The sequence below is a fragment of the Biomaibacter sp. TOL genome, assembly GCF_059717795.1.
Map to the genome: position 1 here is coordinate 2,113,078 of NZ_AP046092.1, position 13,916 is coordinate 2,126,993.

The window sequence follows — 13,916 nt, forward strand, 5'->3', positions numbered from 1 at the left end:
CCTCCACCATCATTTGGATAACTTATTAATCAATTGACCTGATTGGATTCTAACAGCGTCAAAATCTCTGTGCAATATATTGCCTGCATTATCAGTGACTTCATGAATTATGAACCTCGTACCACCACTATCTGAATATCGTATGACTTTAGAAAATCCACCCTCGGTAGATACTCTACTTGACATTACATTTGAACTTAGTTTTGAGAAATCTACTCCCCTTGCTTCAACCTGCCCAATTTCGTCTATTACGTTTTTGGGAGCATAATAGTATCCATTAATTTTTTGTACATCTTTCAAGTAATCCAGAGTTGTTTTGGCTCCCTTCCCCGTGCCCTTTATAAGTGTACCTGCTTCATCTGTATATTTCAGCGCTCCTACAACTGGAACTAAAGCTATTACATCACTAGCAGTCTGCCCTGCATGGCTCCATGACCATTCCCAATGAGTTATGTCATATGTGATGTCCCTTATATCGCCCGGTAGATCAAAATTAAATATGCCTGTTACAACCTGCATCCCTGTGCCAAGCAGGGTTACTTTGTCTGTGTAGTTACCTAATATTAGTTGCTTGAATGAATCACCTGCGTAATTTACAACATCACATATCTTGATGTTGCCCGTCGGGTCTATATATATTACCGGATTGTTGCCTACATATACGTAGGGATGAAGGCTTGCTGGGTCTAATATATCTCCCGGAAACGGATCCTTTGTCAGGAATCTGCCGGTCTCAGGGTCGTAGTATCTTGCCCGGAGGTATATTAGCTCATTCGGATCTTGCCATTCTCCTGTGTAGCCTATAGGGTTGTGATAGACGCTGCCCGATACCGTCTGTTCGCCAAATACGTCGTAGTCATAAGTTGCAACAGACTGCCCGTATACGCCTGTTATAACGCTTATGCTGCCTAATCCGTCAGGGGTGTAGTAATAAATGCCATCTGTTGAATCTTGCGCAAATACTCTGTCGGAATAAAGGTAGGTATAGACTTTTCCTGTTAAGCGATCTTCCTCCAGCAGGACTTTTGACAGACCCACAGGGTCTACTACATAGCTATAATCGGCATATACGGCACCTGATACCGTCATGCCTATTCTGTTGCCATCGCCGTCGTACTTATAGGTTATCGTCTGATTGTTGTCATTATAGGATATAAGCCTGTTTTCATAATCATAAGTATAGTGTTTATTACCGGCCCTTATGAGGTTTCCATTGTTATCATAACTATATTGTACACCATCGATATTGATTAGTCTATCAGCTGTATCATAAATATAATTTTGAGTACCTAAATTATCTGTTATGCTTGTTCGGTTACCTACCGGGTCATATTTATAGGTCGTATTATTACCATTGGAATAATTGATATTTATTAGACGATAAATATCGTCGTAGCTATACGTGGTTGTTTTGCCGTCTTTATCTTTTACATTTATTCTGTTGCCTACATTATCATAATAATATCGGAAAGCTATAATGGTGTCATTGCCATATACTGCATTTGCCACAGTCAATCTGTCTGCCTCATCGTATAGATAGTTTAATTTTACACCATTCGGCATTATTTCCTTTATCTTGTTGCCTACAGGATCATAATCTATGCTCATGCTGTATACTGCATCTGCAACAGTTGTTATCCTATCGTTTGCATCATAGATATAATTCAGGATTTCTCCGTCGGGATATGTAAGCCTTATCAGGTTGTTGTTGCTATCATAGTTATATCTTATTGTTTGCCCGTTTCTTTCTATGCTGCTTATACGGTCTTTGGCATCGTACGAATATGTTGTTGTGCCGTAAGGATCAGTCATTTTGATCCTGTTGCCTGCTGCATCATAGCAGAAAGTTACGTTTCGCCCATCTGGATAGCTGCGTTTTATTAATTGATTTGCATTGTCGTAGTTATAAGTTACCATATTTCCGTTGGCATCAGTAACGAATATCTTATTGCTTGCATTGTCATAACCATAATTTGTTTTATTACCCATGGGATCGGTCGTTTCTACAACACGGTTTAGTTTATCATAAGCGTAATTCCATATATGTCCATTGGCATCTGTATAATTTTGCAGATTACCATTTTTATCATAACCGTATGTGGTCACATTTCCTAACGCATCAGTTATTCTAACTATTCTTTTTAGTTTATCGTAATCATATACAGTACAGTTATCATTGGCATCCGTCTTTGATATGATATTTCCAAGCGCATCGTAAACAAACGTTGTAGTATGACCGACAGGATCGGTTATTGATGTTTGCCTGCCTGCCTTGTCATAAGCATAAGTTGTTTTATGATTGTTAGCATCAGTAACCGATATTAATTTACCTGTCTTGTCATAATCGTAGAAGGTTTCATTGCCGCCAGGATCAATAACCAATACAAGTCTTCCGAGGTTATCATACCTATAACTAGTTGCCTGCCCTTTTGGGTCAGTAGTGCTTATTAATCGTCCCATGGCATCATAAGCATATTCAATTATATCGCCTGTATCGTTTTCAATTATCAGCCTATTTAATTCATCGTAAGCATAGGTTATTGTATGCCCGTTAGCTTTCGTAATAGATAAACGGTTGCCGTCATTGTCATAGGAATATTCAGTGAGATTACCAAGCGGGTCTTTTTTCGATACAAGCCTGTCCATGCTGTCATAAGTATAGTATGTTGTATTCCCATTCGGATCTGTAACTGATGTACAGTTATTATTGGCATCATATGTGTAGGTCGTTTTGTTTCCATTAGCATCCGTAACTGCAATCAGATTGTTGTTGGCGTCATATTCATACCAGGTTGTGTTTCCCATCGGGTCGGTTACGCTTGTACAGTTGCCTCTTACATCATAGGTATATGTTGTTATTCCATATACTGCATCCATTATGGTCAACACGTGACCGGCGTTATCATAATTATAGCTTGTGATACCGCCGTTTGGGTCTGTTGTGTTTAATAATCTTCCAATTTTGTCGTAACAGTATGAAGTTGTGTTGCCTATCGGATCGGTTGCTTTATTTAAATAACCATATTCATCATAATCATATGAAGTCGTATTGCCTTCTGCATCCGTGCTTGTTACAGGCTGTCCATAGGCGTTATACGTTATCTTGTTTTCAGCATTTATTCCATTGAAATCTGTTATTGTGCTTATAAGGTTGCCTTTTTCGTCGTAATTGTATAGTGTTATTATACCTAAGGGGTTCATAATAGTTAATGGGTTGTTTTTTGCATCATAGGTATAAGCTGTCGTCTCACCCAGAGCATCGGTCACAGATAAAATATTGCCCATGCTGTCATAGGTATAGCTTGTTGTATTTCCGTTTTTATCGGTATGTGAAATGCGGTTGCCATTGTTGTCGTACCCATAGCTTTCCACTATATTGCCGGGATATATTATGCTTGTGATGTGATAATTTTCATCAAAAGCTGCGATCGCCTTATTTCCCTTAGCATCGGTTGTGGTTGTTTTCCTGTTAACCGAATCGTATGAATAGGTTGTTATATTGCCGTTTCCGTCCGTTTGTTTTGTTACGCGGCCCTTTGTATCATACTCATTTATTATAACAGTCCCTTTTTGGTCAGTAATGCTCGTTAATCCGTTTTCATCATAACCATATTGTGTTATATTGCCATTTACATCCTGCACGCTGGATAAATTACCGTTTGTATCGTAGTTATAGTTTACTGTTCGACCTGCAGAATCGGTTATTTTTATTAGATGTCCAGCTATGTCGTAAGTGAAATTAAGACTGCGTCCGTTAGAATCGTATACAGCATTTAGGACACTATCGCTATAGTTTAAGTTAACGGTATTGCCGTTTTTGTCAGTGATAGTGTTAAGTCTGCCGGAAGAATCAAACATATATTTTGTTTGATCTTTAAAGGTGAGCGTATAGGTCCCGTCTTGACACGGAGTCAGGATTTCATAGCATCCGGCAGATCTCGTATAATCATTGTTTGCATAGACATAATGACTTATATGGCCATCCGGATAAGCTACATCAATCGCATCATCCGTAAAGATTAGATGAGAATTATAATTATGGGTCCAGCCTCGCCCTAGCGGGCTTTCGCTTTTGTCCATAGAGTTGTAGAATCTTGTGAAATCCAGATTTAACCCATTAGAAGGTATTTTTATATCCGTAGCTTCTGAAATAAAATTACCAGTAGCGAGATTTACGGGGTCGTTGCCGAAAAAGCAATTTTCTGGTTTCCCCAAAGTTTTTAAGAGATCATAATCGTGATTGTTATTATCATCTGTATTAATAGTAAACTCAATTATCGTTTTTTCACCATAAGTTGAACTTTCATAGCTGTAGCCTCCGAATAAAAATATTCTTCCATCCTGATGTTTTGCTATTGCCATGTTGTACATATTATTTGGAAGTGCTATATTGAGTTTTGTTACAGTATTGTCGGTAGGATTTAATTGGTAAATATCATTTACACATTCCCCTTCACTTAAGTTTAATCCGCCAAAAATATATATATTATTGTCATTGCCCGCCATTATAGAGAAACTATCTCGGGGTATTGGAAATTTATCTGTTATATCCACTGTATTTAACGTATTTCTGTCAGGGTCGAATTCTATTAAATAGATATAGTGCTTGAATTCATAATAATCTGTTCTACAAGATAGAAAATATATTTTCCCATTAATCTGGGCGCCACCCTTTATATATCCGATGGTGTATATCGGCAATGTTTGCGTAATTGCTACGCTTCTTGTTGTGGGATCGTATTCAGCTATAACAAGGTCATCTAAAAATAGAATGCGTGCTGCAATATATATTTTCCCATTTGACGCTTTTACGGCTGCTGAAATATACCACCGTTTTCCAGGTAAGGAACCGATTTGTATAAAGGTTTCTGTAGCGGGATTAAATTCCAATATTTGGTTGTCATCACCAAAAAATTCATCTTGCCTTCCTCCGAAAAGATATATTTTCCCGTTTATTTCTAAAGCCTGAGATTGATCTTTACATGCCGGCATTGTAACCGAAAGAGTTTTTACTTCATCAACTGCGGGGTCGTATTCTAACACATCGGATAATAACCCATAGAAGCTATTACCGCCAAAAATATATATTTTACCGTTGACAAAGGCGGCTGAACTTCCATACATACCTTTCGGCAATACTGAATTCTTTGTTGTTATTGAATAATATGGTGACGATGATCGATTTTCCACATCATTGATTTCTTTATCATTTGAGCTGTATGAAAGATTGTTGTCATCCATTCTAGTTTCATTTGTTTCGATGACATTGGACTTCGAATCGATTATTTGTTCGAGTTCGGCCATTTCCTGAGCATTAACTGTCTGAAATGATAAAAAGATGAAGTGCAAAATTATTAAAATTGAAATAATGATTTTTATGTTTTTACCGGACATTATAATAGGACCTCCTTTTGTAATTATAATTATTTTTAGGTCGACAATGGAGGGTCTTTTTATCTTTTTTCCTTTCTTTTTTCACAAGTATTTCTCAATTTTTTATATTCTATATTTATTCGTTATTTCCTGCCGGTATAAGTACAAAATAAAAAATAACCTCTTTCTGGAGGTTACAATAAATTGCATCCAAACTTTTTTATAAACTATGGAGATTAACAATGGAAAAAATGAAAGCTGTTTTTATCAAAGCACCGGGAAAAATCTAAACTCCTTTCATCGTCAGGCTTATCCTGTTTCTTGCCGGCTCCACGGAGAGCACCTTTACTTTCACCGTGTCTCCGATGCCCACCACGTCAAAAGGCGAGCGCACGAAGCTTTCCGAAAGCTCGGATATGTGGCAGAGCCCGTCCTGATGGACTCCTATGTCTATGAACACCCCGAAATCCGTGATGTTGCGCACAGTGCCGTAGAGCACCATGCCAGGCTTCAAATCTTTAAGTTCCAGCACATCGGTGCGGAATATGGGCGGGGGAAGTTCCTCCCTGGGGTCGCGCCCGGGCTTTTTGAGCTCCGAAAGAATGTCTCTCAAAGTGGGCACCCCTGCTCCGAAGGCTTCGGCCATCTTTTTTATCTCTTCTTCATTGAATGTTTTTCTCCGGAGTTCCTTGAGCGGATATTTCTCCATTATCTTTTCGGCAATTTCATAGCTTTCCGGGTGGACGGCAGTGTTGTCCAGGATGTTGTCGCTTTCGGGTATCCGGAGAAAGCCCGCGCACTGTTCGAAGGCCTTTGGCCCCAGTTTGGGGACTTTCATGAGCTCTCTGCGGGACCTGAAGATGCCGTTTTCTTCACGGTATTTTACTATGTTTTCCGCGATGGAGGAGTTTATGCCGCTCACATATTTCAAAAGCGGAGGCGATGCGGTATTCACATCCACGCCGACGCTGTTTACGCAGTCCTCCACCACGCCGGAGAGCTTTTCTGACAGCTTTTTCTGGTTCACATCGTGCTGGTACTGCCCCACGCCCAGGGCCTTGGGATCAATCTTCACCAGTTCCGCCAGAGGGTCCAGCAGGCGGCGGGCTATGGATACGGCGCCCCTGTACGACACGTCCAGATCCGGGAATTCCTTTGTCGCAAGCTCCGATGCAGAATACACCGAGGCTCCTGCTTCACTCACCACCACATAGGACACGGGCCTTTTTATTTGTTTTATGAGATCGCTCAAAAATTTCTCGCTTTCCCTGGATGCCGTGCCATTGCCCAGAGATATCACGTCCACCTGGAATTTTTCAATCAGGGCTTTCAGTTCTTCTGCGGCTTCTTCAATCCTGTTTTGCGGCGGAGTGGGGTAGCACACCGTGTGGGCCAGCAGCTTCCCGGATGAATCTATGACCACCACCTTGCACCCGGTGCGGTATGCCGGGTCAAAGCCCATGATGACTCTGTTTTTCACCGGAGGTGCAAGCAGCAAATTTTTGAGGTTTTTCGCGAATATGTTCAGAGCTTTTTCCTCAGCCTTCTCGGTGAGCAAGTTCCGTATTTCCCTTTCTATGGAGGGTTCGATCAGCCGCCTGTAGGCGTCTTCCGCCGCCTTTTCCATGAGCGCGGCGGTGCGGGAATCTTTCTTTATGTACCTTGATTTTATAACGGCGGATATTTCCTCTTCCGGAGGTTCGATTTTCACCTGCAGAAATTCTTCCCTCTCGCCTCGATTTATAGCCAGTATGCGGTGGGATACGATTTTTGCTACGGGTTCCCGGAAATCGTAATACATGGAATATGTGGACGCTTCCTCTTTCAACCCCGAGGACCGCACCACCCCTTTTTGCCAGGTTAAATCTCTTATAATCTTGCGAAGCTCCGCATCGTCGGATATTTCCTCCGCTATGATATCCAGCGCTCCCGCCAGGGCCTCCTCGGCGCTCTCCACGCCCTTTTCAGCATCGACAAAGGCTGCGGCTTCTTCCGGGCCGATGGGAGTATCCTGGGCCAGCACCCTTTGCGCCAGGGGCTCCAGGCCCTTTTCCCTAGCTATGGTGGCCCGGGTCCGCCGCTTGGGCCTGAAGGGCCTGTATATGTCCTCCACTTCCTGCAGGGTGTCCGCACGCGAAAGGCTTTCCTGAATCTCGGGAGTGAGCTTGCCCATTTCTTCCAGGAGCCTTGACACTTCCGCCTTGCGCTCCTCCAGGCTTCGCAGATATGACAGCCTTTCGGAGAGGTTCCTGAGCTGTTCGTCGGTGAGGCCGCCTGTGGCCTCCTTTCGGTAACGGGCAATGAAGGGCACGGTGTTGCCCTCGTCCAGCAGCTTTACAGCCGCTTCTATCTGGCATTCCCGTATATTGAGTTCTTTTGACAGCCTGCTCGCAATTTTGTCCATAAAATCCTCCTGCTCAAATTTCAAAAATATCACCTCCTATTTTATACCAACACGCGTTTTCCTTCAAATCAAAATTTTAGCATGAAAAAGCACCCATCGAATGAGTGCTTAAGTAGCTGTTTACTTTTCCAACTATTGTGTTATAATATGGATAGAGGTAATCGACACCGCAAGGTGCGGTTGCCAGCAGAGTTTTCAAATAATTATAATCACACTGCGGGCAAGGCAGTTGTGATTATTTTTTTGTCCCGAACTTCAGGACTGCTACTACCAGCATAGAAAACATTATCATCAGAGACAATGCTTCGTATGTAGTCATAGCAACCACCCCCTTCCGTTGGGGAATGAGGCGGCAACCACACCTGCCTGCCGATTACCTTATATTTATAATAACACCAATTTGTGGAAAAGTCTACTGACAGCGTGCTGCGTTTCACGGCTATTTCTTCATTGAAGCCATAAGTTCCGGTATGATATAATAGGGAAAATGAAGAGGATCGTTCGGGCGGTTCGCCCCATCGTACTGGCCATTATAAAAACAGGCCATTAACGGGATATCCCGTATGCAAACTACAGTAAAGGACAGGTGACTTATGGAAAACACGGATGAAAAGATGCTGGAAGCCAGGATAAGCGACATATTGACCATAGCAGGGAAGACCCGAGAACACTGGGTCTCCAACTTTCTTGACCCCGGGCAGCAGAAGATAGCGGAAAAAGTGGCCCGCAGCTTTGCTGGCATGGCCTTTTACTTTGATGGAGGCTGGGAAGAGGCCGAGAGGAAGGTTATGGTGGCTTTTCCGGATTATTTGAAGGATGAACCCTTTCACATACCCCTGGGCGCTCTCAGAATAACGCCCAAAGACCCCGACGAACACCCAGGCCACCGGGATTTTTTAGGGGCAATACTGGGACTGGGCATTGCTCGGGAAAAATTGGGAGACATTCTGGTGACAAAAACCGGAGCCGATGTTATCGCAAAACAGGAAATAATTGAATATATCGGCCTGAATCTTGTGAAGGTGGGAAGCGTTCCGGTATCGGTAGAGGAAATATCCCTCAAAGAACTTTTCAGGCCCGAGAGATCTTACAAGGAAATGAAGAGCACCGTTGCATCGCTGCGCATTGACGCCGTTGCCAGCCTGGCCTTCGGCATATCCCGCTCCAAAATGGCTCCCTTCATAAAGGGAGAAAACTTGAAGCTGAACTTCAAAGTGGTAAAAGATCCGTCCACACAAGTAAGGGAAGGCGATGTAATATCTGCATCTCGCCTGGGCAGGGCAAAGATAGTTGAGGTTGGAGGCCAGAGCAAAAAGGGAAGAATATACGTCAAAGTGCACAAATATATATCATAATTTATCGAGAATAAATTTTTGTAACGGGAAGCATCCTAAAAAATGGGACTTCGACGGAGGGGCTCAAAATGTTTTATTCGTTGGCAAAGGCCCTGTTTTTTTTAATTTTTAAAATTACCGGAGGCATCGAGGTACATGGTGCTGAAAGACTGCCGGAAAAGGGTCCTCTGATTGTTGTTTCAAACCATCAGAGCATAATCGATCCATGTGTGCTGGTTGCCTGCATCCCAAGGAGGATAACCTTTTTTGCGGCGGCTTATCTTTTTAAAATTCCGGTTTTAAAGCAGATCTTGATCTGGGGAGGGGCAGTACCGGTCCGCGGTGAACAAGGCGATTTCGGCAGCATCAAAAAGGCGCTTGCGATTCTCGAAAAAGGCGGTGTTATCGGGCTTTTCCCGGAAGGCGGGGTAAGCCCTGATAAAAGCCTGCGGCCGCTGATGCCGGGCTGGGCATATCTTGCGGCAAAATCGGGAGCAAAGGTTTTGCCTGTTGGAATCTGCGGGAGCCGAAACGTCCTGCCGGTGGGAAGTTTCATACCACGCAGGGGGAGAATTACGGTAAACATTGGGGATACAATGGCATTCCCAGGCAAGGAGAAATTAAGCCGGGAAGACATGCAAAAGATGAATGAGAAGCTGGAAAAAGAGTTTAGAAGGCTGTTTCACTAAGAAGTTTGATGGGAGGATTTTTGATGGAATTAGGGGAAAATAATAATATGAAATCCTCTTTGACGACGCCTGTGAATCCGGGTATGCCTCAGAAAAATTTTGAAGGCAACAGACCCCGCATCGCTCTGACCTTAGGAGGGGGAGGCGCCAGGGGACTGGCCCACATAGGAGTGCTGAAGGTGCTTTGTTCTGCGGGTATCCCAGTGGATTTTGTAACCGGCGCCAGCATGGGAGCGGTTATAGGAGGCGCTTTTGCCGCAGGTTTTCCGGTCAAGGAGATGGAGCAAATAGCCCTGAAGACCGGCATAAAAAAGATGCTTTCCTGGGCGGACTTCATATGGCCCCGGCGGGGATTGGTTGCCGGGGACCGGGTGGAGAAAAACTGTGAAGATGTCACCTTCGGCAAGAACTTCGATGAGCTTGACATACCTTCTACCTTTGTGGCCACAGACATAGATACCGGCGAGGAAGTAAGGCTCAGCTCCGGCAAAGTGTCAAGGGCGCTCAGAGCAAGTACGGCAGTACCGGGCATTTTCAACCCTGTAGACATGAATGGACGGCGGTTGGTGGACGGCTCAATATCGGCATCGCTTCCGATACAGGCTGCCCGCGACATGGGCGGGGATGTGATAATAGCCTCAGATGTCAGGAGCGACGTGGACGCCACTGAGAAGCTCTTGCGCATAAAAAGGTGGTGGAATAATAAGAAAAACTCCAGAAAGGTCTCATATCTCGCTCTTTCCGGAGGCACAATTATAAGATTCGTTGAGCCGATACTGCCCGAAAGCGTATGCTTTGTGGCAAGGACGCTTGAATTTTGTACAAAAAATGTGAATAATGTCGAAATCTCAGAGCAGTACCCGGGCGCATCAGTGGATATGAGCCGAATCGTTTCTATAAAGCCAAAGGTCAGCTATATAAAATGGTTTCAGTTCTATAAAGCCAGGGAATGCATAGAGGCAGGCGAAGAAGCTGCGAGAGAAGCCCTAAAAAATCTTGAAAGAATTTTATAATAAGGTGTCAGGTTTTTACTTGTCCTTATAGAATATTGCGAATTCCGCTTGGGGTGGTTCTGAAAAAAGAACTACCCCTTCAGCATCTTACACGCAGGCCGGTTCATACACCAGTTCGCCGGTCTCATACCTTTGCAGATTTAAAATTTCAATGGGCAGATGGCAGCTCCCCTCGGTTATAAGTTCCGCCAGCAGCAAACCTATTATGGGGCCCATCTGGAAGCCGTGCCCGCTCCAGCCCAGGTCCAGATAAAAACCTTCCACCGGCGTCTTGCCTATGATGGCCTGGGAGTCGGGGGTCATGTCATAAAGCCCCGCCCAGTGCCTCACAATGCGCACATTCTTTATGGCAGGCAGGTGAAAAACGAATTTTTTCACCGCATCCTCCAGAAAACGCCAGCTGGCGTCAATATTGAACTCTTTGGGCTCATGTTCGGGGTCCCCCACCCCCATGAGTATGGTGCCGTTGGGGTTTTGCTTAAAATAGGTGCCGTGCTGGGACGATAGCACCATGCAGGGCAGGAAATATTCCACAGGCTCCGTCACAAAAATCTGGTGCCGCTCGGGATACACAGGCACATCCAGTCCCACCATGGCGGAAAGCCGCTTGCCGTACGCCCCGGCGCAATTCACAATAATCGGAGTATCTATGTCGCCCGCAACAGTGCGGACCCTGAAATTTCCGGGAGACAGAATCTCGATTCCGATGACTTCGGTATATGTATTTATTTCCACTCCCTGCCTTCTGGCTGCGGCCGCATAGGCGTACGTCACCTGAAAGGGATTGGCATGTCCGTCCCGGGGATTGTACGACCCCCCCACAACACCTTCAGTGTTCAGCTTCGGCACAATCTCCTTTATTTCCTCGGGGCTTAAAAAGCGCGAGTCTACTATGCCCAGGCTGTTCTGCAGCTTTATGTTTTGCTTCAGTTGCTCCGCCTGGGATTCGCTGTAGGCGAGCCATATATACCCTCCATGGGTTATCTCCAGGCTCCTGTCCCACCCCAGCTCCTCGTCCAGGTTTTCCAGTATTTCCATGCCTTCTTTCATGAGCAGGCAGTTTATCTTTGTGCCGAACTGATGCCTTATGCCTGCAGCACACCTGCCGGTGGCTCCGCTTGCAATATATTCTTTCTCCAGAAGCACTACATCCCTCATGCCCTTTCTGGCAAGGTTGTAGGCCACGGAACACCCGTGAACCCCTCCGCCGATGATCACAGCCTGAGCCGTATTTTTCATGCATTGCGCCTCCCTGAAATAATGTTGTAATGTAAACCGGAAAATATTAATTTAATTATATAGATTATACAACATTTATAACGTACCGCAGCAAAGCTGCAATCAAAAAAATAAGGACAGTAGCCGTCCCTCAATAATAAAATCGGTGACTTGCTCACCAGAAGCGAATGGTTTAAAATAACCTTAAGTGTTTGGCCAAGCCAGTGACACAATCGCTTAGGAGGTAACGGCTACTATGATAATTATAGAGAAATATAAAGATAAAATCAATGGAATATTGAGCACTTTTGACAGAATAATAATAAAAGGTCACATTCGGCAGTTTTTTAGCCCTTCAGGTAAAAAACACTTCTTAAGTCAGGAAAGCTTATTATATACGGATTTTGGTAATTATGCCTTACAAGTTACTGGGAAAATAAAAGAGCATGCTATAAATATGGCCAATGAACTTAAACGCCCCTATATATACCTTAATTCTCCCAGAATCTCAAAAGAAGAAACTGCATTAAAATGTCTCAAAGAAAACCCGATTGATGAAGGATTAATATGCATATTATCTACCGTTGAGTTTTGCTCTACCTTGCAGGTGATAAAAAACACTCAAACAGGAAAACTTGAACTAAAAAACGTTGACCGTAAATGCATCTATCTTTATTTCTACTATCTTGACAGCGAATTCGGCTTTATGCACGTAAAACTTCAAACATGGTTTCCTTTTATGATACAAGTTTATATAAATGGCAGAGAATATCTTTCAAAACAATTAGATAAACACGGTATTCAATACAATCGCTATGACAATAGCTTTACATATATATCCGATGTTGAAAAAGCTCAAGAGCTCGCTGATAAAATAGAATCGTTAAAGTTTTGCAAGAGGCTGGATGCTATTGCCGCAAAAATTAACCCTTTCCTAAGCAGAATTTATGAGATTTTTCATCAAGGATATTATTGGTGTGTAGATCAGTGCGAGTATGCAACCGATATTATGTTTAATAGCCGAGAAGATTTGGAAAAAATATATCCGGCTCTGGTTGAACACGCTCTGATTTCCTTTAAGTGCGATGATGTAATGACTTTCCTTGGCCGTAAAATGCATAATGCATTTCAGGGAGAAATAGTCTCCGATATTAAAAAACGGCCCCAAGGATTACGCATTAAACACAGAATGAAATCAAACATTATTAAAATGTATGATAAGTATAGCGTTCTTAGGGTAGAAACCACTATAAATGACCCTCATGAATTCAAGATATTAAAACGTGTAAATAGCAAGCAAGGTGAAGTCTTGCGCTGGACTCCCATGGGTAAGTCAATTGCTAATCTGTATAGATATGCTCAGGTTTCTAAAGCCTCTAATCTTCGTTATTTTGATGCTCTAGCGCAGGCAGTTCCTACAGGAGAAGTTATACAGGAGGTAGAGAAATTATGCGGCAAAACAACATACAAAAATAGAGATTACAGCGGCTTTAATGTTCTTTCTCCCGAAACTTGTCAGCTGTTTCTTGCTGTAATGAATGGGGCTAACAATATTAACGGTTTTACTAATTTTGATATTCGTACTCAACTTTTTCCTGACTTCGATATTAATGATAAAAGAATAAGAAATAAAACCACCCGAATATTAGCTAAGCTAAGAGCCCATAAATTAATATGTAAAATCCCCCACTCTTTTAAATATAAAGTCAGCAAAAAGGGGTTAAGGGTTATGTCTTCTATTTTGAAAATCAAGGCTAAAGAGTATCCTCTCTTGGCTAATATGCAAGCCGCGTAGTTAGTGGCTTCTGAAGGACTTTTTGTATAAAAGTTTGTTTTTCTTTAAAACTTTTAAAGGACAATAATATAGAGTAAATTGAAATTGTTA

At 43.1% G+C, this 13,916-nt stretch carries 8 protein-coding genes; 4 read left to right on the forward strand and 4 right to left on the reverse strand.

Going from position 1 to position 13,916, the window contains the following annotated elements:
• Positions 1-9 precede the first annotated feature (9 nt).
• The 3 genes from AC6I1H_RS10590 to AC6I1H_RS10600 all read right to left on the reverse strand — a co-directional run bounded on the left by AC6I1H_RS10590 (position 10) and on the right by AC6I1H_RS10600 (position 8,096).
• On the reverse strand, positions 10-5,394 hold the full coding sequence (locus AC6I1H_RS10590; protein ID WP_497737561.1) for a DUF6531 domain-containing protein: 5,385 nt from the start codon (positions 5,392-5,394) through the stop codon (positions 10-12).
• 265 nt (positions 5,395-5,659) lie between these two features.
• Entirely contained in the window at positions 5,660-7,777 is a 2,118-nt protein-coding gene (locus AC6I1H_RS10595) for a Tex family protein (RefSeq protein ID WP_497740764.1), read from the reverse strand.
• Between the two features lie 235 nt (positions 7,778-8,012).
• Positions 8,013-8,096, reverse strand: coding sequence for a putative holin-like toxin (locus tag AC6I1H_RS10600; protein ID WP_497740765.1), 84 nt, complete (start codon positions 8,094-8,096; stop codon positions 8,013-8,015).
• Positions 8,097-8,370: 274 nt separating this feature from the next.
• On the opposite strand from AC6I1H_RS10600, the gene AC6I1H_RS10605 reads away from it, so the two are divergent.
• The 3 genes from AC6I1H_RS10605 to AC6I1H_RS10615 all read left to right on the forward strand — a co-directional run bounded on the left by AC6I1H_RS10605 (position 8,371) and on the right by AC6I1H_RS10615 (position 10,813).
• Complete coding sequence (locus AC6I1H_RS10605; protein ID WP_497737562.1) at positions 8,371-9,132, forward strand: YlmH family RNA-binding protein; 762 nt, start codon at positions 8,371-8,373, stop codon at positions 9,130-9,132.
• Between the two features lie 68 nt (positions 9,133-9,200).
• On the forward strand, positions 9,201-9,800 hold the full coding sequence (locus AC6I1H_RS10610) for a lysophospholipid acyltransferase family protein (RefSeq protein WP_497737563.1): 600 nt from the start codon (positions 9,201-9,203) through the stop codon (positions 9,798-9,800).
• A 23-nt stretch (positions 9,801-9,823) separates the two neighbouring features.
• Positions 9,824-10,813: a patatin-like phospholipase family protein gene (locus AC6I1H_RS10615; protein ID WP_497737564.1), complete on the forward strand. Its 990-nt coding sequence runs from the start codon at positions 9,824-9,826 to the stop codon at positions 10,811-10,813.
• A gap of 87 nt (positions 10,814-10,900) precedes the next feature.
• Here the strand turns inward: AC6I1H_RS10615 and AC6I1H_RS10620 are convergent, their stop codons facing one another.
• On the reverse strand, positions 10,901-12,052 hold the full coding sequence (locus tag AC6I1H_RS10620; protein ID WP_497737565.1) for an NAD(P)/FAD-dependent oxidoreductase: 1,152 nt from the start codon (positions 12,050-12,052) through the stop codon (positions 10,901-10,903).
• Positions 12,053-12,287: 235 nt separating this feature from the next.
• Here AC6I1H_RS10620 and AC6I1H_RS10625 point away from each other — a divergent pair, with 235 nt between their 5' ends.
• A complete protein-coding gene (locus AC6I1H_RS10625) occupies positions 12,288-13,826 on the forward strand; it encodes a hypothetical protein (protein WP_497737566.1) in 1,539 nt (512 codons plus the stop codon).
• The last annotated feature ends 90 nt before the right edge of the window (positions 13,827-13,916 follow it).

Excerpts from the sequence above, each read along its gene's own strand:
- AC6I1H_RS10595 (WP_497740764.1), bottom strand. The coding sequence starts at position 7,777 with ATGGACAAAATTGCGAGCAGGCTGTCAAAAGAACTCAATATACGGGAA.
- AC6I1H_RS10615 (WP_497737564.1), top strand. The coding sequence starts at position 9,824 with ATGGAATTAGGGGAAAATAATAATATGAAATCCTCTTTGACGACGCCT.
- AC6I1H_RS10590 (WP_497737561.1), bottom strand. The coding sequence starts at position 5,394 with ATGTCCGGTAAAAACATAAAAATCATTATTTCAATTTTAATAATTTTG.
- AC6I1H_RS10610 (WP_497737563.1), top strand. The coding sequence starts at position 9,201 with ATGTTTTATTCGTTGGCAAAGGCCCTGTTTTTTTTAATTTTTAAAATT.
- AC6I1H_RS10605 (WP_497737562.1), top strand. The coding sequence starts at position 8,371 with ATGGAAAACACGGATGAAAAGATGCTGGAAGCCAGGATAAGCGACATA.
- AC6I1H_RS10600 (WP_497740765.1), bottom strand. The coding sequence starts at position 8,096 with ATGACTACATACGAAGCATTGTCTCTGATGATAATGTTTTCTATGCTG.
- AC6I1H_RS10620 (WP_497737565.1), bottom strand. The coding sequence starts at position 12,052 with ATGAAAAATACGGCTCAGGCTGTGATCATCGGCGGAGGGGTTCACGGG.
- AC6I1H_RS10625 (WP_497737566.1), top strand. The coding sequence starts at position 12,288 with ATGATAATTATAGAGAAATATAAAGATAAAATCAATGGAATATTGAGC.